This window comes from 'Nostoc azollae' 0708 (assembly GCF_000196515.1).
Lineage (GTDB): Bacteria > Cyanobacteriota > Cyanobacteriia > Cyanobacteriales > Nostocaceae > Trichormus_B > Trichormus_B azollae.
This window is the reverse complement of sequence record NC_014248.1, coordinates 4,328,101-4,351,557: the sequence shown is the minus strand read 5'-3', so window position 1 is coordinate 4,351,557 and position 23,457 is coordinate 4,328,101. Positions and strand designations below refer to the sequence as shown.

The 23,457-nt window shown below is 38.8% G+C and carries 12 protein-coding genes and 8 pseudogenes; 12 read left to right on the top strand and 8 right to left on the bottom strand.

Annotated features, from left to right (window positions below):
• Nucleotides 1-29 precede the first annotated feature (29 nt).
• Nucleotides 30-2,304, top strand: a pseudogene (locus tag AAZO_RS31590) (efflux RND transporter permease subunit); the annotation flags it as partial.
• 300 nt (nt 2,305-2,604) lie between these two features.
• Here the strand turns inward: AAZO_RS31590 and AAZO_RS20315 are convergent.
• Nucleotides 2,605-2,874, bottom strand: coding sequence for a helix-turn-helix domain-containing protein (locus tag AAZO_RS20315; protein ID WP_081462843.1), 270 nt, complete (start codon nt 2,872-2,874; stop codon nt 2,605-2,607).
• Nucleotides 2,875-3,494: 620 nt separating this feature from the next.
• Complete coding sequence (locus AAZO_RS20310) at nt 3,495-3,902, bottom strand: universal stress protein (RefSeq protein ID WP_013192658.1); 408 nt, start codon at nt 3,900-3,902, stop codon at nt 3,495-3,497.
• Nucleotides 3,903-3,989: 87 nt separating this feature from the next.
• Between AAZO_RS20310 and AAZO_RS20305 the strand changes: the two genes are divergently transcribed.
• From AAZO_RS20305 to AAZO_RS39515, 3 genes and pseudogenes are all read left to right on the top strand, one after another.
• The gene (locus AAZO_RS20305) at nt 3,990-5,192 is read left to right on the top strand and encodes a phosphoglycerate kinase (protein ID WP_013192657.1); all 1,203 of its coding nucleotides are present in this window, start codon (nt 3,990-3,992) and stop codon (nt 5,190-5,192) included.
• Nucleotides 5,193-5,853: 661 nt separating this feature from the next.
• Nucleotides 5,854-6,837 (top strand): annotated as a pseudogene (gene hpnA, locus AAZO_RS20300) (hopanoid-associated sugar epimerase).
• 310 nt (nt 6,838-7,147) lie between these two features.
• Nucleotides 7,148-7,375 (top strand): helix-turn-helix domain-containing protein, encoded by a 228-nt coding sequence (locus tag AAZO_RS39515; RefSeq protein ID WP_228371749.1) that lies wholly within the window; start codon nt 7,148-7,150, stop codon nt 7,373-7,375.
• Here AAZO_RS39515 and AAZO_RS31580 read toward each other — a convergent pair.
• Nucleotides 7,323-8,426, bottom strand: a pseudogene (locus AAZO_RS31580) (IS630 family transposase). The gene AAZO_RS39515 and the pseudogene AAZO_RS31580 overlap by 53 nt on opposite strands.
• Here AAZO_RS31580 and AAZO_RS34325 point away from each other — a divergent pair.
• Both AAZO_RS34325 and AAZO_RS34320 read left to right on the top strand, forming a co-directional pair.
• Nucleotides 8,420-8,620 (top strand): hypothetical protein, encoded by a 201-nt coding sequence (locus AAZO_RS34325; RefSeq protein ID WP_144031342.1) that lies wholly within the window; start codon nt 8,420-8,422, stop codon nt 8,618-8,620. The pseudogene AAZO_RS31580 and the gene AAZO_RS34325 sit on opposite strands and share 7 nt — an antisense overlap.
• Nucleotides 8,590-8,742 (top strand): hypothetical protein, encoded by a 153-nt coding sequence (locus AAZO_RS34320; protein WP_144031415.1) that lies wholly within the window; start codon nt 8,590-8,592, stop codon nt 8,740-8,742. The genes AAZO_RS34325 and AAZO_RS34320 overlap by 31 nt, the downstream gene beginning before the upstream one ends.
• Before the next feature lie 503 nt (nt 8,743-9,245).
• On the opposite strand, the gene hemW is transcribed toward AAZO_RS34320, so the two are convergent.
• Entirely contained in the window at nt 9,246-10,451 is a 1,206-nt protein-coding gene (gene hemW, locus AAZO_RS20285; RefSeq protein ID WP_013192654.1) for a radical SAM family heme chaperone HemW, read from the bottom strand.
• Between the two features lie 261 nt (nt 10,452-10,712).
• Between hemW and AAZO_RS20280 the strand changes: the two genes are divergently transcribed.
• A complete protein-coding gene (locus tag AAZO_RS20280) occupies nt 10,713-11,789 on the top strand; it encodes a PIN/TRAM domain-containing protein (RefSeq protein WP_013192653.1) in 1,077 nt (358 codons plus the stop codon).
• Nucleotides 11,790-12,274: 485 nt separating this feature from the next.
• On the opposite strand, the pseudogene AAZO_RS20275 reads toward AAZO_RS20280, so the two are convergent.
• The 4 pseudogenes from AAZO_RS20275 to AAZO_RS39490 all read right to left on the bottom strand — a co-directional run.
• Nucleotides 12,275-12,517, bottom strand: a pseudogene (locus AAZO_RS20275) (response regulator); the annotation flags it as partial.
• A pseudogene (locus AAZO_RS35740) lies at nt 12,515-12,727 on the bottom strand (C4-dicarboxylate ABC transporter); the annotation flags it as partial. The pseudogenes AAZO_RS20275 and AAZO_RS35740, both read right to left, overlap by 3 nt.
• Nucleotides 12,728-12,842: 115 nt before the next feature.
• Nucleotides 12,843-14,473 (bottom strand): annotated as a pseudogene (locus tag AAZO_RS44115) (IS1634 family transposase).
• Nucleotides 14,474-14,982: 509 nt separating this feature from the next.
• Nucleotides 14,983-18,572 (bottom strand): annotated as a pseudogene (locus AAZO_RS39490) (response regulator).
• Nucleotides 18,573-18,907: 335 nt separating this feature from the next.
• On the opposite strand from AAZO_RS39490, the gene AAZO_RS31555 reads away from it, so the two are divergent.
• The 5 genes and pseudogenes from AAZO_RS31555 (at nt 18,908) to hoxU (ending at nt 23,297) form a co-directional block, all read left to right on the top strand.
• Nucleotides 18,908-19,701, top strand: a protein-coding gene (locus AAZO_RS31555) for an IS5 family transposase (RefSeq protein ID WP_085940219.1) whose coding sequence is annotated in 2 segments (ribosomal slippage) — nt 18,908-19,256 and nt 19,256-19,701 — 795 coding nt in all. Because the reading frame shifts where the segments join, the coding sequence is not laid out codon by codon here.
• A 496-nt stretch (nt 19,702-20,197) separates the two neighbouring features.
• The gene (locus tag AAZO_RS42840; RefSeq protein WP_338026947.1) at nt 20,198-20,401 is read left to right on the top strand and encodes a universal stress protein; all 204 of its coding nucleotides are present in this window, start codon (nt 20,198-20,200) and stop codon (nt 20,399-20,401) included.
• Between the two features lie 131 nt (nt 20,402-20,532).
• Nucleotides 20,533-20,985, top strand: coding sequence for a bidirectional hydrogenase complex protein HoxE (hoxE, locus tag AAZO_RS20225; protein ID WP_013192650.1), 453 nt, complete (start codon nt 20,533-20,535; stop codon nt 20,983-20,985).
• Nucleotides 20,972-22,579 (top strand): annotated as a pseudogene (locus tag AAZO_RS20220) (NADH-ubiquinone oxidoreductase-F iron-sulfur binding region domain-containing protein). Before hoxE ends, AAZO_RS20220 begins: the two are co-directional and overlap by 14 nt.
• 37 nt (nt 22,580-22,616) lie before the next feature.
• Nucleotides 22,617-23,297 (top strand): bidirectional hydrogenase complex protein HoxU, encoded by a 681-nt coding sequence (hoxU, locus tag AAZO_RS20215; protein ID WP_013192649.1) that lies wholly within the window; start codon nt 22,617-22,619, stop codon nt 23,295-23,297.
• The last annotated feature ends 160 nt before the right edge of the window (nt 23,298-23,457 follow it).

Below are 23,457 nucleotides of genomic sequence, written 5' to 3'. Positions count from 1 at the left end.
GTCAGCCGCACCATAATGGAATTTCCAAGATGGTACAGACTAATAGCTCAAAATCCCCACGCGAACGTTTCAATATTTCCAAATTGGCTATTGACTTTTCGTGGTTGATGGTATATTTTTGGCTAGGTGTAACGGTAGCTGGAGTTTTGGCCTTCAGTTCCCTCAAATATGCTTTGTTTCCAGATATTACCTTTCCGGTGGTGGTGGTAAACGCCCAAGCACCCCTGACATCAGCCCTGCATACAGAGAACAAACTCACTAAACCAATAGAAGAAAGCCTAAAATCACTGGCAGGACTAGACAATATTCGTTCTTCAAATTATCCTGCTCAAACTGCCGTTAGCTTGTCATTTGCTGTAGGAACGAATTTAGAAACATCGACTAGCAACACTGAAAATATAGTTAAGCAGTTGAAATTGCCTAAATGGGCAAATTATAAAATAATTCCTCTGAACTTGAATGAGTCAGCAGCTGTTAGCTATGCGATTGAGAGTAAATCAGGAAATTTAAATGATTTACAGAAACTGGCAAAAGATAAAATAGTGCCAGCGATCACACAAATACCAGGAGTCCTGAACATCTTCACTGCTAGGAGATGGGAATAGCGCACCTCCACCTACAGCTACGGCTGGACTCCCATCAGTAGGTACATTAATCAGACTTAACACCAAAGATACCCTAGCATTTCAAGTCATTATAAAAGGTAATGCTAACACATTAGAAGTGGTGAGTCGGGTAGAGAAAGAAGTGCAGGAACTCAGGACTAGCCTCAAAGATTTCACCCTCACACTTGCTGCTACTCAAGCTAAATATATCCGCAATGCTACCCATTCCACCATAGATGCACTGATCGAAGCAATGATTTTATCTGTGGTGGTGATATTTCCATTTTTGTGGAACTGGCAAGCTACTCTAATTTCTGCTTTAGCAATTCCCATTTCTTTTATCGTCATGGCGATCTATGGCTTTAACTTAGAAACAATTACCCTTTTGGCTTTAGCTTTGGTGATTGCTTCTATTGTCAATGATGCCATTGTTGATGGGGAAACTCCGTGCCAAGCAGCCCTGATAGCTAGCTACTAATGAGATTAGCTTAACTGTCACCGGAGCCACTTTCACAGCAGTTGCGGTATTTCTGCCTATTCGTTTGATGGGTGGAGTGGTTGGCCAATTCTTCAAACCCTTTGGCATCAGTATTTCCGTAGCCATGCTCACCTCTCTATTAGTGGTGCGGACTTTATCCCCTGTACTGGCAATTTATTGGCTCAAACCCTCAAAATCTAACTCTCCTCGGCAGGAAAATAAGCTTGGGGTGCGATTTGACCAAATTTACTGCAACTTACTCCCCTGGTCATTAAACCACTGTTGGCTAGTTGTCGGTTTAGCCGTTCTCAGTTTAGTTGCTGGTTTAACCCTGATCCCCCTAATTCGTAAAGGCTTTATTCCCAAACTTGACCGAGGCGAATTCAATATTGTCTATACCTCTCCCTTGCCTAGTGTTCCTGATCCCCGACAATTGGCGCAAGCAGGACAAGGACAACTACCAGAACCAGGAAGGCTAACGGGACAAGGAGAAACGAACATAAGAGGACAAATAAATTCCTCTGCTTCTGCTGCTTTCGCTGCTTTATCATCTCCAATTCCTATTCCTAATCCTTTAAATCATTCTCTGGATGTTGCTAAGAAACTGGAAGGAGTGGTGAGAAAGTCTCCTGATGTGGAAACTGTGTTTACTACTGTGGGTTCTCGTGAAGGTGAGCGGAATAAAGGGACGTTGTATCTCAAGCTGAAAAAAGAACGTCAAATCTTGACTTCAGCTTTGCAGGATCAACTGCATTCTGATTTGCCTAATCTACCTGGTGTCACTACAAGTGTAGAAGATATTCAACTTGTTGATACTGGTGGGTAGAAAGCTTTACAGTTGGCTTTGCAAGGTGATGATCTGGCAGCTTTAAATAAAACCGTGAAGGAAATTAAAGCACGAGTGGAGAAATTACCAGGTTTTGCAGAGTGACTGTGACAGGTGAGGCTAATCAAAAACGTAATGTTTTTAAGATTGAACGGTTGAATAATCAAAGGGTCGCTTATATCAGTGCTAATCTGGGTGCAAATTTAACTTTGGGTGATGCAACTGATCAAGTGGTGGCTGAAGCTAAAGCTGTGATACCTGCTGGTGTTTCTTTGAATTTGGGTGGTGATTCTGCTCGTGACAGTGAGGTATTTGGTAGTTTTGGGAGCACTTTGGCTTTATCTGCTTTGTGTATTATCGGTGTATTAATTTGGCTGTTTAAAAGTTGGGTAGACCGATAGTTATTAGACACGTTCGAAAATTTAGAAAGGAGTATGTGTCTAGCTTTCCATAGTGTTAAGATGAGGAAAGAGCCAAGGAAAGAATCAGGGTTGGGAATAGTTACGGATAGTTCCTATCCATGAAGATATTGATGACTAATTCATAACTGACCTCATATCCATAACATTTATGAAATGGGCAACACTCATGAACCAGTTCTTAATGTGACTAAACCACAAATAGTAAGAATTACTTGTAAGTAAATTGGGTAATTCAGGGGAAATCTTTGTTTAGGTAAGGTACCCGGAATGTTTTTACAAGTCTAATGACCTATTCAACAAAAATACCCTTGGTGGAAAACTCTTTGTTTCCTGCCTTTTGTTCTGAGTGGCCATGGCATAATCGCTATCATGTTTTTCTACCTGTTCACGGAGACTAGGAGGGAAAACATCTCGTAATATTTCTAGCCAGTAATGAAATGTGTCCTTTGCTTCCGTTTTCCATATACCGAAATGCAAACCTAAAACCTCAAATGTTGGTATTTTCCTCCAATAGAACAAGGATAGACATATCTGTTCTTTTATCTCTAGTTTCCCTTTCCCCCCTCCTCCTTTCTAATTTAGACCTATGTTTTTACTTTCTATCTCCCCTTGCAGTTTTTTATGCTACATTTCAGTTCTGGCTAACAAGTCTTGAAACTGATAGTTAGTTATTCCCTGTATTTGCTTTGTAGGATGTGGATACTCTTGAATATAGTTAATTTAGTGGATTTTTCATTTTGGTAGACGGTCAAAATTTCCTTCTACCATTTTTTTGACACCAAGTTAATTTTCCTGACAGGTCTATTTAGTTGTGACACGGAACTACCATCGGTTTCATCATTCACAGCTAATACAAGCTACTAATAGTAGTTATGCAAGTATTTCGACTATATGGGATGTAATTTTTCAATCCCCCTATTATCATAATTTTCCACAAACTATAAAATTAGGTGTAGCGCAAGAAAATAGAGATTTTAACTTTATCAATTTATTGAAATTGCCATTCGTTACAGTAGGGAACAGGGAGTAGGGAACAGGGAGTAGGGGGAAAAATTAATTTTTTCTTCTGTTAGCGTAGGTTGGCCTAAGCCATACTCCTGTAACTCCTGTAACTCCTGTAACTCCTGTAACTCCTGTAACTCCTGTAACTCCTTGTTTGATAGCTAAGGCACAATCAAAACTGGACAAGGGGAAAGGTTAATGACGCGACTAGTGACGCTATCAGTTGCACCCTCATCAGTTAAGCCTAAACCCCGACAGCCCATAATAATTAAACTGGCCTCAATTTCATCAGCCACATCACAGATAGTAAAGGCTGGTTTACCTTGTCTTTCGAGGACTTCGGCTGTAATACCCTGGTGAGAAAATAGAGCTTGGGCATTTTCCAGAAGTTTAGCAACGGCCTCTGGAGACATCATGGGATCAGCATTAGGCGCGTCTGGGGCTGCTTCTTCCACAACAGACAGTAGAACCAAGCGACTGTTATATTTCTGCACGACGTTGGTAACTACTTCAGCAGCTTCCCTCGCGGCGCGACTTTGATCAATTGGAAACAGAACTGTTTTAAACATAGATCACCTCAGCACCCCTCACTCCGGTAAAATCTTGATAGTTATATTCCAAAACAATAACAAAAAGGCAATCAGGAGAGTTTGGCTGTGTCGAAAAAAAGTTTAGCAAGTTTATCTGCTGCTGATATATCTGGAAAACGCGCTTTGGTGCGGGTTGATTTTAACGTTCCTGTGGATGATCAAGGCAGTATTACTGATGATACCCGCATTCGGGCTGCTGTGCCAACTATCCAAGATTTGACCAAAAAGGGCGCGAAGGTAATTCTAGCAAGCCATTTTGGCCGCCCCAAAGGTGTAGATGATAAATTGCGTTTAACTCCTGTTGCTAAACGCCTTTCTGAGTTGTTGGGACAAGAAGTTGTCAAGACTGATGACTGTATTGGTGATGATGTAGCTGCTAAAGTTGGCGCGTTACAAAATGGCCAAGTGCTGTTATTGGAAAATGTCCGCTTCTACAAGGAAGAAGAAAAGAATGATCCTGAATTTGCGAAAAAATTGGCAGCAAATGCTGATTTCTATGTAAATGATGCCTTTGGTACTGCACACCGCGCCCATGCCTCAACTGAAGGTGTAACTAAGTTCCTCAGTCCTTCTGTGGCTGGTTATTTGGTTGAGAAGGAATTGCAATATTTACAAAGTGCAATTGAAGAACCTAAACGTCCTTTGGTGGCTATTATTGGCGGTTCTAAGGTTTCTAGCAAAATCGGCGTAATTGAAACCCTATTAGAAAAGTGCGATAAGCTGATCATCGGCGGTGGGATGATTTTCACTTTCTATAAAGCCCGTGGTTTAAGTGTTGGTAAGTCTTTGGTAGAAGAAGACAAGCTGGAATTGGCTAAGGCTTTGGAAGCTAAAGCTAAGGAACGCGGTGTGGCTTTGTTGCTACCTACAGATATTGTAGCGGCTGATAAGTTTGCTCCTGATGCGAATGCTACTACAGTCAGTATTGACAATATTCCTGCTGATGGTATGGGTTTAGATATTGGTCCTGATTCTGTGAAGGTTTTCCAAGCGGCTTTGGCTGATTGTAAGACTGTAATTTGGAATGGACCTATGGGTGTGTTCGAGTTTGACAAGTTTGCTGCGGGTACGGAAGCGATCGCACATACTCTAGCAGAAATCGGCAAAATCGGCACAACTACCATTATCGGTGGTGGTGACTCTGTAGCAGCAGTTGAAAAGGTAGGTTTGGCTGATCAAATGAGCCACATTTCTACCGGTGGTGGTGCTAGTTTGGAGTTGTTAGAAGGTAAGGTTTTACCTGGTATTGCAGCTTTAGATGAAGCGTAATTAATAGGGTGAAGGATGAAGTTTTAGACTTTGTCCTTCATTCTCCTAGAAGGGATACCCACGATAAGTTCCGCTAACTCACATTCTCGCAAAAATGAAAGATTGAACCCCTTCAAGACTCTCCCTCTATCTCTTCATCTTCCATATCTTTCGTCAGCCCAGTGATCGCAAAATCGCTAATTTATAGTCTCGCACAACAGGCTCAAAAAATATGGGTGCGGGTAAGGATGTCCAGGATTTAAGGATTTTTACGATGTTTGTCGTCAGATTTTCTTATCTGAATGCTGACTTTGGCGTTCTCAAGTTTCCAAGGAAATTTCAAAAATTAAAAAAAATTCGTTTTTTAGGGTCGAACCCCATTGATTTTTCCTTCTAAAGCTGATATTCTTATCATTGAAATATTATAGCTTAAAAAATTTTTTCTCACAGCCAATTTGATTTGATATAAATACTTTACCACCTTCGCCGCGAGCTCAATCCCAAAAACAAGATTTCTTTTGAAAAAAATTTATTTAAAATAGCCTAAAAAATAATTTTTAATTATTAATGACCGAAGACGAATCGGTTGTTTCAGGCATCCTGTAAATCCTGATCCAGACAATCATATTTGATCGGATGTAATCAGCAATAATCAAATATTGAGGAGTTAAGAGGTGATTAAATGCAGGCTTTTGTGACTGGTGGTACAGGTTTTGTTGGTTCTCATGTGGTGCGATCGCTATTAGAGTCAGGATACAAAGTTACGGCTTTGGTACGTCCGAGTAGTAACCTGGGAAATTTACGGAGTTTAGAGATATATATTGTCAAAGGCGATTTAAATGACCCGCATATCTGGAAACAGATGCATGGTTGTAACTACCTGTTTCATGTCGCTGCCCATTATTCCCTCTGGCAAAAAGACCGCGATTTGCTCTATCCTCATAACGTGGAAGGAACGCGCAATCTGTTAGCAGCAGCCCAAAAAGCGGGGATTTCACGGACGGTTTATACCACTTCAGTAGCAGCTATTGGATTGGGGAAATCTGGTCAAGTGGTTGATGAAACTCATCAGAGTCCTGTTGAAAAGTTAGTGGGAGACTATAAAAAGTCTTAGTTTCTAGCTGAACAAGTAGCGATCACATCTACAAAATAAGGTCAAGATATTATGGTAGTTAGTCCTAGCAGTCTGATTCGATCTTTGGATATTAAACCCACAGCAACCTGGGATATTATTCTGCGGTTTTTGCGGCGACAGATGCCAGCTGATGTGGATACAGGTTTAAACTTTATTGATATGCGAGATGTGGCCAGAAGACATTTGCTGGCTTTAGAAAAAGGAAGATCAGGCCCTCGCTATATTCTCGGACATCAAAATCTTAGCCTCAAACAACTTCTAGAAATACTATCTGAGATCACAGGATTGAAAGCACCGCAAATATCCGTTCCAGCTTTTTTACCATTAAGTGTGGTTTGTGTAGAAGAAAAAATTCTTGCACCTATAGGAAAAACCCCCAGAGTTCCCATAGATGGTGTCCGCATGGCACAGCAACCAATGTATTATGATGCTTCCAAGGCCGTCCGCGAGCTTAGTCTACCTCAGTCACCTGTGAATGTAGCACTAAAAGACACTGGTGATTGCTTTGTGTCTAATGGTTATGTCAAATAATTGCTAATGGGTAACGGAGAATAGGTTTTTCCAATCACCAATTACCAATTAGACCTGTCAGGAAAATTAACTTGGTGTGAAAAAAATGGTAGAAGGGAATTTTGAGGGTGTACCAAAAGGAAAAATCCACTAAATTAACTATATTCAAGAATATCCACATCGTAGAAAACAAATACTGGGGATAACTAACCATCAGTTTCAAGACTTGTTAGCCCAAGGTGAAATGTAGCATAGAAAACTGCAAGGGGAGATAGAAAGTAAAAACATAGGTCTAAATTAGAAAGGAGGAGGGGGGAAAGGGAAACTAGAGATAAAAGAACAGGTATGTCTATCCTTGTTCTCTTGGAGGAAAATGCCAACATTTGAGGTTTTAGGTTTGCATTTCGGTATATCCAAAACGGAAGCAAAGGACACATTTCATTACTGGCTAGAGATATTACGAGATGTTTTCCCTCCTAGTAGTCTGCCAAGGCAATTTTGCTGGGTTAAATACTCGGATATAAACGCTGCATTTTTTTACGTGCATCCTCGGTTTTAAAACCCAATAAACACTGGGTTTTCGTTGATTACGCTGTGACTCCGAAATAGCAATTTCAGAAGATAATATTTCTACATTAGGAATACCTAGTTCTAAGCATTGGCGAGATAAAACTGATAATTCAATTTCTACTTGATTCAGCCAAGAAGCGTGTTTAGGAGTATAGTGAAACTCTAATTATTGAATAATGCGGCGTGCTTCTTGTGGAGAGAAAACTTCATATAAAACACTTGGAGTATGAATATTTAGGTTATCAACAAGTAAAAATATCACATCAGCTTGGGGGTAATAAACATCTACTAAATCTTTTAATTGTTTAGCAAAATCAGCTTTTGTCCGACTTTGTGTAACTTCAATATGCCTCCACCCGGCTATTGGTTCAAAAAAGCCAAATAAATTTACAACACCATTGCGTTTATACTCACAATCATAACCTTCAGGCTGATGTGGTTCTGGTGGCAAAGGAAGTCTTACTTCTTCTAGTAATTGATATGGGCGTTCATCTAGGTAGAGTGTAGGTTTTTTCGGATCATATGGCTCATTGTACAAATCCAAAACATCTTCCATTCTTAACACATACTCTGGGTTAACTTCGGGAATACACCACTGTTGTTTTAACCACGGTTTAATTTCATTTTTTTTAGAGTTTGGCGTATTGTTTCGTCTGAGATTCAATCTATGATACCAACCTTCACTAAATGCTCCGCTAATAATTGCATTGTCCAACGCACTCTTCCCTCTGGCAGATTAGAACAAGCAGTCGCAATCAAAAATGCTTCTTGTTTTTCATCTAATTTTTTGGGTTTTGGTGGATTTTCCCCATCCTTTAAAGCAAACTCTAATCCACCAATTACAAACTTTTCTCTTGTCCTTTCCACCGTAGCAACATGAACTCGAACTGCGGCAGCGCCGTGTCCGTTTCTCCCTCAGATGCCATTCAAAGAATGTTTGCACGGGTTATACTTCTTGCTTTGTGCTTTCCTTTTTCGAGGATTGCTTGCAGTTGTAAAACTTCCTCTTCGCTTAAATCTACAACATACTTTTTTGCCATGGTCAACCCCTTTTTTGACTAGTTTATCAATTAGAGGGGCTTACCCAGCAACATTGCCTTGGTGGACTACTAGTCTCCGTGAACAGGTAGAAAAACATGATAGCGATTATGCCATGGCCACTCAGAACAAAAGGCAGGAAACAAAGAGTTTTCCACCAAGGGTATTTTTGTTGAACAGGTCATTAGACTTGTAAAAATATTCCGGGTACCTCAACAAAGATTTCGCCTGAATTCCCCAATTTACTCACAAGTAATTCTTACTATTTGTGGTTTAGTCACATTAGGAATTGGTTCATTATTTTTGCCCATTTCATAAGTGTTATGGATATGAGGTCAGTTATGAATCTGTCATCAACATCTTCATGGATAGGAACTATCCGTAACTATTCCCAACCCTGATTCTTTCCTTGGCTCTTTCCTCATCTTAACACTATGGAAAGCCAGACACATACTCCTTTCTAAATTTTCGCCCCTCTCTTTTGCCAATTGGCAATTCACAACTGCGGATGCCCGTATCCGTCTCCAGCGTCTTTATACACAAATAGAAAATTGACAAACCAGTACCTTTGCTTTGCTTGAGCAATCTCATAAAAATGGAAGATTGATCCCGATCAGAGTTAATCATATTGATAACAACTAATACTTCTGCTCCCGTAGACCCATGCTCATGATATTTCTTACAGAAATAATATTGATATAATTTATTTAGCTTTGAAGCTTAATTGCATATAGGTTGCAAACAGTGTTTTCTTTCTTCTACACCAAGGCTTGCAAGTTTTTCGGAAAGGTTACGTAAGAAAATAACTCAATAACCACTATTTATTCCCCCAACTTCTCAAACAAATGTGCCAACACCATATTAGAAAACAAAAACCCATCAGGATCAGTTAAACGCAACCTTTCCTCCACAACTTCCACCCAACCCTGCTTAAAATAAGGTTGCAAACATTGTGTAATTTCCTCAACCTTTTCTTTTCCAAACTTCTCCACCAACACCGTCAAACTCAAACCTTCTGCTAACCGCAACCCCAGCATTAAAGTTTCTAACAATTCATCCTCTAAAGGTGTGACTTCACAATCAATCAATGCACCATTTTGCAACCATTCGTAATATTCTTTAGTTTTCCGAGGACGAGTGAAGCGTTTACCATGCACATAACTGGCTGCACCCATACCAAAACCATAATAAGAGCGATTTTCCCAATAAACTCGATTATGTTTACATTGATGTCCGCTTTTAGCATAGTTGGAAATTTCATAATGTTCATAACCTGCGCCAGTTAAGACTTTTTGCCCTAGTTGGTACATTGTGACAGTGGTTTCATCTGTCGGTAGGGGATTATCTCCCGGTTTGTAATAACGACCAAAAGCTGTCCCTGGTTCAATGGTTAAATCATAGATAGATATATGAGTGGGGGCAACTTCTACCGCTTTAGTTAGGGAATCTTCCCACTGAACTAAAGACTGATGTGGCAACCCAGAAATTAGGTCTAAGCTAAATTGGGGTATCTCGACTTGGTTGATTAAATCAATAGCTGCAAAGATATCATTAACTGAGTGCGATCGCCCAGCAACTGTTAGTAATTCATCTTGAAAGGCTTGTACACCCAAACTTACCCGGTTGACACCTGTACTGCAATAACCTGCAATCTGTGCCAAATCATAAGTACCGGGGTCCATTTCCATGGAAATTTCCACGCCAGCCGCAATGCCAAAACGCTTCTCTAACGCTGTTAATATACATTGCAACTGTTCTGTCGATAACAGCGAAGGAGTACCACCACCAAAGAAAATAGTTGTTACTGGTTGACTAAAAGCTAGTGAGATGCTGATTTCGTGACACAGTGCGTCAACATATTGGGAAATTGTACCAGATGTTTTACCCTGTGAGCGGTAGCTTGGCTCGCCGTAGGTATCGCCCACCACAAACACCGGAAAGTCACAATAAAAACACCGCCGCCGACAAAAGGGGATATGTACGTAAGCCGCACTAGGAACTTGAACAGCAATATCTTTTTGACTCATTATGATCAAGAATTAAATTAATTGAATGGACAATTACAAATAAAGAAAATGAGTAGTTTTTTTACAACTTTCTATCTTTTTACAACAAAAATTAAGAATAATTATGCAGAGAAAATACTTTGGTTATAATGTTTGCATATAAAATTGTATTTATTACCTAAAGCCCTAGGGTAAGTCCATATTTCTTAATCAATCTGACCGTTGAAATAAAAAATACCTTACTCTATAGGGTAACTACAGTTGTAGGAAAACAGCACAATCATGCTTGATATCATCATCATTCTCTCGTTTATTTTGGCAGCATCGGGAATAGGTTACTTTAGTACCGATCTACTCCCCCCTGGAACACTAGACGGGGTAACAAACCTAAACGCATTGCGGTTAATTGTTGCTGTATTTGCCGCTATTATTGGTGGTGCAATTGGGCTAAGTTTCCAGACCACATACCGTCGCTTAGAAACACAAGTCCGAGAAATGCCCCTCGAAGTCATTTTAACTCGTGCCATTGGCTTAGTCATTGGGCTCTTACTAGCCAATTTAATGTTAGCCCCGCTATTTTTACTACCCATTCCCCCAGATTTTGGATTTATTAAACCTCTAGTAGCAGTTGTCGGCAGTATTATACTTGCTGTCACAGGCATGAATTTGGCAGATACTCATGGACGCGGTTTATTACGCTTAATTAATCCCAACACTGTAGAAACAATGGTAGTTGAAGGAACTCTTAAACCTGCAAACACCAAAGTTTTAGATACCAGTTGCATTATTGATGGTCGTATTGAAACCTTATTGGAAACTGGTTTTCTAGAAGGGGTAATTATTGTCCCACAGTTTATTTTACAAGAACTGCAACAAGTAGCGGATGCCAGTAAAGACCAAAAGCGAGTTAGAGGAAGACGCGGATTAGAAATCCTCAACCGGATTAAAGAGGCTTACCCAGAACGCATTTTAATTAACGCGGCTGATTACGAAGATATTGCTACAGTTGATGCTAAATTGGTGCGATTTGCCCAGGAAATTAATGGGACTCTATTAACTAATGACTACAATTTATCTAAAGTTGCTAGTGTGCAGAAAGTTCCAGTTTTAAATATCAATGATTTGGTAAATGCAGTTCGTCCATCTTATTTACCTGGTGATAATCTAGATTTGAAAATTCTCAAAGAAGGTAAAGAACCAAGTCAAGGTGTTGGTTATTTAGACGACGGCACAATGGTAGTAGTTGAGGAAGGAAGCAGTTATGTAGGTGGTGAACTGCGGGTAGTTGTCACCAGTGCTTTACAAACCTCAGCGGGGAGGATGATTTTTGCTAAACCCCAAGCTTCCGCATTAGCGTGAGGGAAATGTTGCGGAAAACAGAATCAATCCTGAAAATCGGTGTAGGAAACTGCACGGATTTTATATTGCGTTTGTATTGGGTGATTATATCTCTTGCAAAAGTCCGAAAATGATATTATTATATTATATTTCATTCTGAATGAAATGAAGAATCTTCAGGACCACATAACATACTCATTAGTTCAGATAAACTTTGTTGTTGCTCACTAGACCTATCTTTAAAATAAATTGTATGAGAGAATAAACAGATTAGATATAAATGTCAGTATCAATAATGACAAGCCCCTTAAAAAGAATAGAATCATACCCAGAGGAATCAAAAGAGTAGAGTTCAAGTAATTACAGAAAATACCACATCAGAATAGCGAGAAGATTTGTATCGAATGACTGCTACAAACTCCAACCTCAAACGGATGCAACTTGAGTAGCTAATTTAATTCGAGAGGATTAAAGGGTTTAGCGATCGCACTTTTCATTCCTAATTAGGCATAGCGACGAAGGTCAGCAGCTTGGATCTTGGCAGTTAATAAAACCACTGGAATCTCCTTTGTCGCTGGATTTGGTTGTAATTGCTCAAAAGCAAGAAGTCCATCCATATCCGGCATCATTACATCTAGTTGGTCATTTTCAGCCTGTATTATACCCTCTTTCCCAGAACTAGCAGTCAGAACTTCCCAACCTACAACAGTTCCCAAGCAAACTTTTTTTACTTCTTGAATATAATCCACATTCCGCACCCTAAACTGCCACAGAGATAAATTACGGAGAGAAAAAATCCAAGGGAGCATAAAAACAAACAGATGCAGTGAAAAAAGGCATTGGAGAAACAGTAAAGCACCAAAAATAGGATCAAAAGCTATTCTCAATAAGGAGCAATAAGAAAGAACACCGCCAAGAGAAGTCAACAGATAAATGAAGATATTCAAGAGATAAATCATAACTTAGACTAATAGATTGAAGTAAAAAAAGAGATTATGGACATAGTAAAATAGAGCTATAAATCAAAGACATTAGGTTATTTTCTCATAGAAATTAAATTAATAGAGAGAAAAATTAGGTAAGTAATTGATAGTAGGGAAAACAATGCTCTGGTAAAAGATTCACAATGAAATCTCTCTCTTGAGTCCAGTAACAGATATGTTTTTCTTGGTTAAGTGTAACTAAATAAATAGACTGAAAGCATGGAGAAATACAGCGTAAAGTGGGGCGGTCAGTTGGTTTACCCAATTGATTTTTACTGTTGATTTAGACTCTCTCGAAGGGGTTCTAATTTGTCGTTCTCCTAAAGTATAAACCAGCAGACATAAACCCATAATCATTCCCAGGGACTCTATTCTCTCTGGACTTTTTAGGAAAATACTGTCTGCAAACAATAATGGGTCTTTGACAAAAGCAAACCCTCTCTGGCAAGACTGTTGAGCTTTCTTTATATTCACTCAAGATGGAGTCATGGGTAAGTTCATTGGAATCCAAAAGGTTTGTAGCAAAAATAAAAGGACCTGTCCTCAGAAATTCTGTATTAATTTTACTTTCATTCTGGGAGAATGTAACTGATATCTCATTATGATATCTCTCCTGAACTATCTTTTTTCTTAGATTTGATTTGAGTAACGTTACTCTGGTTAATTCGGTGATATTTGAATTGTTTGAATAGTTTAGATAACCCCTTGATAGCATCAGCTTCACAAGCAAATTCTTCTGGTGATAACTTTTTCAAATCTTGCACAGCTTTTGATTGTGCCTTGGTAATTTTTTGTGAGAGTTTACCTAGGTCTGATTCTCTTCTTTCTTGACTGTCCACTACTAAGCATCTTTGTTCTATGCCTGCATAATTTACTGTTTTTGAAGCTAGTTTATATCCGGGTAAGTTACTATCAACAAATTCTGGTTCTGGTAATGTTGATATTAATGATTGTGCTGATTTTACGCTTAATGGCACTGGATATAACCAGCTTAAATCTGACATCATTTTCAGATTTGATTCTGTATATAAGGGCCAGTCTTCTACTATGAGACTGTTAACTTTTAATTGTTTTTGGTACTCTACTGCTATTTTACCAAAGCATGATGAATCTGCTTGGTTTCCCGATGCTAGTTTTAAAAATATATATTGGTATGTCTCCATCTCCTGAACATATCATTTCTATGATGAACTGTTTTAACTCCGGTCTATGGTCACCAGAATAACCGTAGGTGATGGTTATTTCTTTTGGTGATTTTACTGCTAATTCTTCTAGTTCTTGATTATTTCCTACTTTTTGACTCTCAAATATTACTTCTGGTAAGCTGGTATTATATTGCCAATGTATGTGCATTTATGATGAGTCTAGATACCCTACTCATAGGGATACTCCAAATTTTGGGGCTGCTTTTAAGGCGACAAGAAAAAATATTCTATCCAATCCTTTTATAAATAGTTTATCCATGACTCTCCCCAGTTTATCGTCTTTGAGATATTCTGGTGTTACTCCTGGTCCTATTAGATGCTCACAGGGGATTATTTCAAAATCTTGGGGAAACATATATAAGGGTTTTTATACAAATCCTAACCCGTTGATTATCATGGCTTTTACTACATGACCCGGACTTACTTTCTCTCCAATTTCAAGGATTATTTCTACTACTCCTATGGGGTCTATTATTCCTCCTACTATGCCTAAATGGTATAGGTTTTGAATTTCCATTTTTTGAAGCTTTGATTTCACAACAGAATTATCCAAAACTCCTGTTGTGATTAAATCATTTCTTCTTCTGTTCTAATTTAATTTTTAAATCATTAAATTTTCTTTTCTCTTATCTTCTTTACAAAACTTTATTCTCTCACTCTATTCCCATTTTAATGATACTATTCTCATTAAGCCTTTTCTTCCTTGCAGGAGCTTTAGTTATTGTGTACTACTATCTGTGACAGTAAGGGTACAGTTAGGGTGCGGAAGGTGGGATATATTGTTCATTATCAACTACTAAAATCCGCTTTCTTTCCATAATCCTATCCTCTCATTTTTAAGTTTTGTTTTTTAAGTTTTGTTTTTTAAGTTTTGGGGTAAGGATTCAGCTAATGCCTAACTGCACGCTAGGCCAACAGCAGTCAGCTTTTTTAGGCTAACTCCAAAAATACCTATTTGATAAATGACTAATTTCTCAAACATTCTGACTCCTAACTCCTGACTCCTGAATTATTACGTTTTAATTGCTAATTTTTATGAGTCATGGTTTTCAATGAAAACATCACTCTTTGTTCAAATTCATGAGTAGTTACTCGTCCTTTAGTCAAAAATTCTGTATGTCCTGATTTAAGTCTATGCCGTTCCGACGGGTCCAAATCTTTAGCGGAATAAACAACCACGGGAATACTACAAAGCTGATTGTGTTGCTTCAGCCAATTTACTACAGTAAAACCGTCACTTTCAGGCAAAATCAAATCAAGAATCAGTAAATCAGGATTAAGTTTTTGACTGATATGAATAGCTTCTCTACCAGTTCTAGCAATAAAGGTTTCAATATCATGCCTCTCAAACAAAGTTGCTAACAAATCAGCTAGATAATTATCATCCTCAATAATTAAAATTCTGATTTTTCCATAAGGTTCAGTGATGACTTTACTTAAAGAATGTAATAGGGATATCTCCTCAACTGGCTTACTTAACCAATCCACAAAATCAGCATTGCGTTGATGACTATGACTAGGTTGGTAAACACTACAGATGACAATGGGTATATTTTGTGTATCTTCTCGTTCTTTCAGAATTGCCATTGTTTCCCAACCATTCATTTTTGCCATTAGTACATCCAGGACAATGACATCTGGTTTTTCAGCAATTGCTTGTGAGATCGCATCTTCACCTGCTCCTACAGTTATCACTCTATATCCACCTTTCTCTCATAAACTTTGTAACTCCAAACGAATTAATTCATCATCGTCATAAACAAGAACTAAAGGAAAATACGGTTGAGAGATTAATGGTTTTTCCGCAGCACAATTTTCCAATTTCTCACCATAGCTAGGTTCTAAAACTGGCAGCGTAAAATGAAAATTACTACCCTTAACCAAGGTACTCTCTACCCAGATATTACCAGTATGCTGCTGGACAATACTCTTGCAAATTGCCAAGCCTAACCCAGTACCATCATGATTGCGAGAATCGGAAGAATCAAGTTGTTCAAATCGTTCGAAAATACCATTCAATTTATCATCTGGTATCCCCCTTCCAGTATCTTTTACTGTTAACAGTACTTGATCATTTTGTTGTTGTCCTATTAGCCAAATTGTAGAACTAGAAGTAGAAAATTTAATAGCATTACTCAACGAATTCGTTATAGTTTGCACAATCCGGTCTGGCTCAGCCGATAATTGCACAGATACACTAGAAATAGATAAAGTCACCCCAGCCTTATCAGCTACAGGCTGCATAACATTCACTGCTGAAACAATCAAATCCTGCAAATTATAGGTTTCTCGTTCCATTTTCACCTTACCAGACTCAATTCTTTCAATATCGAGAATATGGTTAATTAACCTCACCAATCGCTCGGTGGTATCAGTAGCAATTTGTAGAAAGCATTGACCTTGTTCTGAATCTGTCGGTAACAAACCACTTGCTAACTTTCCTAAAGAACCATGAATTGAAGTTAAAGGAGTACGCAATTCATGACTAACTACAGACATAAATTCATCTTTCATCCTTTCCACTTGCTTGCGGTCAGTTATATCACGCAAAATTACAGTATAAACACATTCATTACCCATATCTAATTTAGAAATAGAAGCCTCAGCGGGAAATTGATTCCCATCTTTATGCCGACCAAATATTTCTCTTCTTTCTCCCATTCTCCGAGCCCGACTAGGAGATTTACCAAAATCAGCGATATGATGACGATATTGTTCACTAAAACGCATGGGTAACAACAGATCTAAACTTTGTCCGAGAACTTCATCAGCAGAGTAACCAAAAATCTTTTCTGCACCTTGGTTAAATAAAGTAATCCGTTGACTGCCACCAATAGAAATAATCGCATCATCAGCAATACTTAAAATTCCTTCAAATCAAGTGTGAGAAATCCTTAAAGCTTCCTGTGTGCGTCGCCGTTCATCTAGTTTTGACTGTAATTGCTGATTAACAGTAATTAACTTGGCTGTGCGTTCTGCAACTCTTAATTCTAGTTCTTCATTACCTCGGTGCAAAGCTAACTCTGTTTGCTTTGCACCGAGGTAATGTCACGGGCGACAATTTGCGATGCTGGTTGACCTTGATAAGTAACAGCAGCAGCCACAATTTCCAGATCCATCAAACTGCCATCTAGCCGTAAAAACTGTTCTTCATGTAAAGGAATTGACTGTTTATTTGTTCTTAGATTCTGAAATTGTTCTGCAACTCCAGCCTATGAATTAGGAGCGACAAAATCAAGTAATGGTTTGCCTAATAATCCTGTTGCTTTTTTAGCACCAAACAAATTCACTGCTGCACTGTGAACAAAAACTACATTTCCTTCAGTTTCGATCAAAATTACTTCTGGAAAAAGTTCTACTAACTGTTGATAATTTTCCTGATTTTCTAGTGCTGTTTCTACTTTACTAATAACACTTACACCACTTTGCTCATCAATCATGATCAAGTCTGCGGATTTCACTTCTAGTAAAATCCCATCAGCATCTGTTAATTATTGCTTACTAATGGTGTTTTTCTCAGCTACCAGAACTAATGGTAATTTATTGGTAGTTGCAGATGAAGTAATATATTCTTGATTCTTAGCTTCAATTTCTTGACGCAATAACTTCACCCAATTTTGCAGGTTAGTCGTTTCTGTTGGGTTTAAAGTCTTACCAGATTTCAATAACTTTTCAATTTTTCTAGCTAACTCCGAACCATAGCCCAAACCAAAAGTACCTAAAGATCCAGCTAAGGTATGAGCTTCCCTAGTTGCTTGAAAACGCAATTCTGGATTTAAACCCTGTGCAGCTTGCTCGAATATACTTACTTGCTCATCTACCCGATCACGAAATCGCTGCCAAATATCTGCAATGGCTGTCAGAGTTTCTTGGAATTTTTGCTCGTCTAATCCCCCTGTAGCTTTACTTCCCCCAATCCCTGTTTCCTCTACCCCCTCTTCTTCCTGGGGTTTGAGACGATAACCAATCCCATATACAGTTTCTATTAAATCATTGTTAGCTCCCACGGATCTGAGCTTCATTCGCAAACCTTTAATATGGGTGCGAACGGCTTCTTCTCCTGGTGTGTCTTCATAGGACCAAAGATGCTCTAAAATCATCCCACAGCTAAATACCCGGCGATTATTTCTTAATATTAGTTCTAATAGTGCGTATTCTGTTGGTCTGAGCGAGAGTAAATTTTGATTATAAGTGACTTCACAGCTACTGGGGTCTAATCGTAAATTTCCCCACTCCAATATAGGTTGTGAAGCTACACCAGCCCGTCGTAATAATGCCCGTACACGCGCTACTAGCTCTTCCGGTTCAAATGGTTTTACTACGTAATCATGAGCACCTGCATCCAAACCGGTTGCTTTTTCGTGGCTGCTATCACATCCTGTTAATAATAAAATTGGCACAGGTCTACCACTGGAACAAATTTGCCTACATAAACTAATACCGTCAAGTTTGGGCAACATGACGTCTAATGAAATTAAATCATAATCGTAAGTTGCTACTAAATCCCAAGCTGCATTGTGATCAGTTGCTACTTCCACAGCATAATTTTGGTCTGTCAAAACAGCGGTGAGTGCATAAGCATTTAACTCGTCATCCTCGACAGTTAAAATTTTCATTTTAAAAGCTTCCCTGATATAGTAGTTTTAAAAGTTGGATACAAGGTAACACTTGTTGGTTCAGGGGAAAGGGGTTATGGAGAAAGGTAAAGAAAAAAACTTTAAGTTCTGACCTCAAAACCTTTTTCAACACCCGATTAAAATCTTGGGTACTTAACCAAGCAGTAGTGGCATACAAGGCAAAATAATTCCATATTAAAATAAGCTATTCAATAGCTGTAACGATTTATTATATGAAATTAAGAGGCTATTGATAAAGTAAATGTAAAGGGGAGTAGAAAAGGAATGTTGGAAGGATAGAATACATAAAATGTAGTGTATTTACATAGCTACTGATGGAACGAAAGTCTTACCCCACAGACTTAACTGATATGGAGTGGGAAATCCTGGCCCCATTGATTCCATCAGCCAAAGAAGGAGGACATCCACCCACAACAGATATGGGTGAAATATGTAATGCCATCTATTATCATTTGAAAACTGGATGTCAATGGAATATGCTTCCAGGTGACTTCCCGCCAAGGTCAACGGTATATAGCTATTACAGGAAATGGCAGGGCCAGGGGGTCTGGGAAAAATTCAACCATACATTGGGTAGTCAAGTTCGCTCGAAATTAGGTAAATCAACACAAACTACCGCGCTCGCTGCAGACAGTCAGTCGGTCAAAACTGACCAAAGAAAGCGGATGTGTATGGTTTTGACGGATGTAAAAAGGTAAAAGGAAGAAAGGGGCATACTTTAGTTGATAGCCTGGGACTTGTGTTGAAACTTGTTGTTAGTGAAGCGAATGCCCCAGAACGAATACTTGCTGCCTATGCACTAATGGAACTGCTAGAGGAACCCACAGAATTATTGGAAAAAGTCCAAGTTTTATGGGTTGATTCCGGTTATGACGGTGATAAATTTGCACTTGCAGTTTGGTTCCTGATTCAAGCTCATGTTGAAGTCATAGGACCTACTGAGCAAGAATTTAAAGTTTTACCACAACCCTGGGTAGTAGAAAGAACATTTGGGTGGTTTAACCAATATCATCGTCTAAGCAAGGATTATGAGCGTTTAACACAAATAAGGGAAGGAGCTATATATGCTGTTATGACTAGAATTATGCTACTTCCTCTTGTCTCCTAAACATTTACTTTATAAATCATCTCTAAGAATATACCTTAAGTATTAACTTAAGGGTAAAAAATCGGATTTTTCTTGATTTAGAAGGAGATTTTAGGTAGGACTCAATGGGAGTAATACCCAATCTAGAATTTTCATAAAAACCTGATTTCTGACTCCTGGTGTATGAATAATTGAACTGGTAAGCCTAATTATAGAGGTGTTCCATGTTTAACAACATTCTCGTAGCATTAGATCGCCCAGCAACGAATCAGCATGTTTTTGAGCAACCTTTATCTTTAGCAAAGTTAACATCTGCCAATTTAATGTTACTTCACCTTTAATCACCAGAGGAAGATACTATTACTGATGTGATGACTTTACCTAATACGGATTACTTACTATGCAGGTTGGGGTGATGAAAGTATGAAATTGTACTTAAAGAAATTGGAACTCCATAAAGACGAAGGTTTGCAGATGTTACAAAAATTCTGCGCTCAAGCCAACAATGTTAATATGAATGAATACCGAGTTTATCCAAAAAGTGGGCAGTCCCGGAAGTATTATTTGTAATTTAGCCCAAGAGTGGAATGCTGATTTAATTATTATGGGACGACGGGGACTGTCTGGGATAACGGAATTATTGCTTGATAGTGTGAGTAATTATGTGCTGAATTATGCATCTTGCTATGTGCATATTATTCATTTACCAATAACAGTATAAAGTGGTAAGTAATATTTTTTATTTGACGCAGTAAGGGATGTAGAAAGGTAATCCATAAGAGGTTATAAATAATCAAAGCTTCTGTTTAACCTCCTATAACTCATCCCAGTAGGGATAGGCGTTTTAAGCTGTTGGATGCAACTATTAAGCGTCATCAATATCAACAAGATACAGTAATTGAAATTCTCCATCGAGCTTCGGAATTATTCGGTTATTTAGAATTAGATTTATTGTTGTATATTGCCCATAAGTTAAAATTACCACCCAGTTGGGTGTATGGAGTTGCAACTTTCTATCATTTGTTTTTCCTTGCACCTAAAGGTAAACATAATTGTGTAGTTTGTACAGGTACGGCTTGTTATGTGAAGGGATCTCAGGCAATTTTAAGCAGCTTGGAAAATGTTACTAAAATTCGTGCGGGAGAAACTACTTCTTATGGAGAAATTTATTTAATGACGGCTAGGTGTTTAGGGGCTTGTGGTATTGCATCTGCGGTAGTTTTTGATGGTGCGGTTTTAGGTAATCAAACCCCGGAATCAGTTTGCGAAAAAGTGGGAGAATGGCAGGAAAATGGAACTAAATGAGTTATTAGAAATCAGTATAACTGAACGTTTTCATACTAAAGCTATACAAATTCGTTGTTGTACGGCAGCTGGTTGTTTATCTTCTAATTCGCAAGCGGTGAAAGATAATTTAGATGTTTCTGTGAAGGCTGCGGGTTTGGAAAAACGGCTATAGGTTGCTGCTGTGGGTTGTATGAGTCTGTGTTGCCAGGGTCCTTTGGTACAGGTGGATAATCAGGAAAATCTCACAGAGGCAAAATTGTATGAAAAAGTTATTCCAGAAGATGCCACAAAAATTATTTCTGAAGTCAATGGGGAAGTAACAGATTTACAAAAAGGTGATTTGCATCAGCCATTTCTTACTGGTCAATTACCTATTGTCCTAGAAAATAGTGGCAAAATTTACCCGGAACGGATTCAATCTTATATTGCTGCTGATGGTTATCAAGCACTTTACCAAGTGTTGCGAGAAATGAAACCCTCGGAAGTGGTAGAAACTATTACTAAAAGCAGGTTACGGGGATGGGGTGGTGCTGCTTATCCCACGGGTTTAAAATGGGGAACAGTGGCAAAATCTCAGGGTGAGAAAAAGTTTGTCATCTGTAATGCTGATGAAGGTGATCCTGGGGCTTTTATGGATCGCAGTGTGTTAGAAAATGATCCTCATAGAGTTTTGGAAGGGATGGCGATCGCAGCTTATGTGATCGGTGTAAGTCAAGGTTACATTTATGTTAGGGCAGAATATCTGGTTGCCATCAAACGCCTAGAAATCGCTATCCGTCAAGCCCAACGTCTAGGACTCCTGGGTACAAATATCTTTGAATCACCCTTCGATTTTAAAGTCGAAATCCGCATCGGTGCCGGTGCTTATGTATGCGGTGAAGAAACGGCTTTAATGGCTTCTATTGAAGGTAAACGCGGTGTTCCTCATCCCCGTCCACCTTACCCGGCTGAGTCTGGTTTATAGGGCTATCCGATGTTAATTAACAACGTGGAAACCTTTGCTAATATTTCGCCAATTATTCGTAAAGGAGCGGATTGGTTTGCTAGTGTCGGTACGGAAAAAAGCAAGGGAACTAAGGTTTTCGCACTAGCTGGCAAAATCCGCAACACTGTTTTAATTGAAGTACCAATGGGAACAACTTTACAAAAAATTGTAGCGGAAATGGGCGGTGGTGTTCCTGATGGTGGTATTGCTAAAGCAGTACAAATAGGCGGCCCTTCTGGGGGATGTATACCTGCGTAGGCGTTTGCTACACCTGTAGATTATGAATCCTTGACTGCATTCGGTTCAATGATGGGTTCTGGTGGGATGATTGTCATGGATCAAACCACAAACATGGTAGATGTGGCGAGGTTGTTTATGGAATTTTGCATGGATGAATCCTGCGGTAAATGTATACCCTGTCGCGTAGGAATTTTGCAGTTACATCATTTACTCACCAAGATTAGTAAAGGAGAAGCCTCTAAAGCTGATTTACAACTGTTAGAAGAACTGTGGGATATGGTGAAACACACTAGTTTATGTGGTTTAGGTCAGTCTGCACCAAATCCAGTTTTTAGCACTTTGCGATATTTTCCAGATGAGTATTTGGCATTAGTCATTAGTCATTAGTTGGGTGTTTACCAATCACCAATCACCAATCACCCTTATGTCTGTAAAAACTTTAACGATCAATGGTGAATTAGTTAGCGCCCGTGAGGATGAAACTCTGTTAGAAGCAGCAAAAGGAGGGGGTGTACATACTCCTACATTATGTCATTTAGATGGTGTGGGAGATGTGGGGCCTTGTCGTTTATGTTTGTTAGAAATTGCGGGAAGTAATAAATTGCACCCTGCGTGTCTGAGGAAAGTTGCTGAAGGAATTGAGGTGAATACTCATAGCGCTCGCCTACAGAAATACCGTCGCACAATTATTGAAATGTCATTTGCAGAAGGCAATCATATCTGTTCTGTTTGTGTTGCTAATGGTAACTGTGAATTACAAGATTTAGCAATAGAAATGGGTATGGATCATGTGCGGATAGAATATCAACTTCCTAACCGTACTGTTGATACTTCTCATGATCATTTCGGCATTGGTCACGATCGCTGTGTGCTTTGTAATCGCTGCGTTCGCGTTTGTGATGAAATCGAAGGCGCACATACTTGGGAGATGGTGGTAAGATGGTCAAAATCTCACGTAATTACCGATTTAAATCAACCTTGGGGAACTTCTCAAACTTGTACTTCTTGTGGTAAATACGTTAATGCTTGTCCCACAGGTGCAATTTTTTATCAAGGTTCAAGTGTCGGTGAAATTAAAAATTATCGCAGTAAAATTGACTTCTGAGTAAATGCCAGGGAGAAAAAAATGGAATTTTTAGCTGTTAATTCTTGGGTTGATTACTCGCTGATTTTAGGACTAAAATTTGATGTTATTTGAAATTGGGGAAATATGGCGATTTTTATCAATAACAATATTGATAACATCAATAACATCTATATTATAT

What these genes read in the sequence shown, in the direction of transcription:
- AAZO_RS20310 (WP_013192658.1), bottom strand. Translation starts at nt 3,902, where the DNA reads ATGTTTAAAACAGTTCTGTTTCCAATTGATCAAAGTCGCGCCGCGAGG.
- hemW (WP_013192654.1), bottom strand. Translation starts at nt 10,451, where the DNA reads ATGAGTCAAAAAGATATTGCTGTTCAAGTTCCTAGTGCGGCTTACGTA.
- AAZO_RS20280 (WP_013192653.1), top strand. Translation starts at nt 10,713, where the DNA reads ATGCTTGATATCATCATCATTCTCTCGTTTATTTTGGCAGCATCGGGA.
- AAZO_RS42840 (WP_338026947.1), top strand. Translation starts at nt 20,198, where the DNA reads ATGAATACCGAGTTTATCCAAAAAGTGGGCAGTCCCGGAAGTATTATT.
- hoxU (WP_013192649.1), top strand. Translation starts at nt 22,617, where the DNA reads ATGTCTGTAAAAACTTTAACGATCAATGGTGAATTAGTTAGCGCCCGT.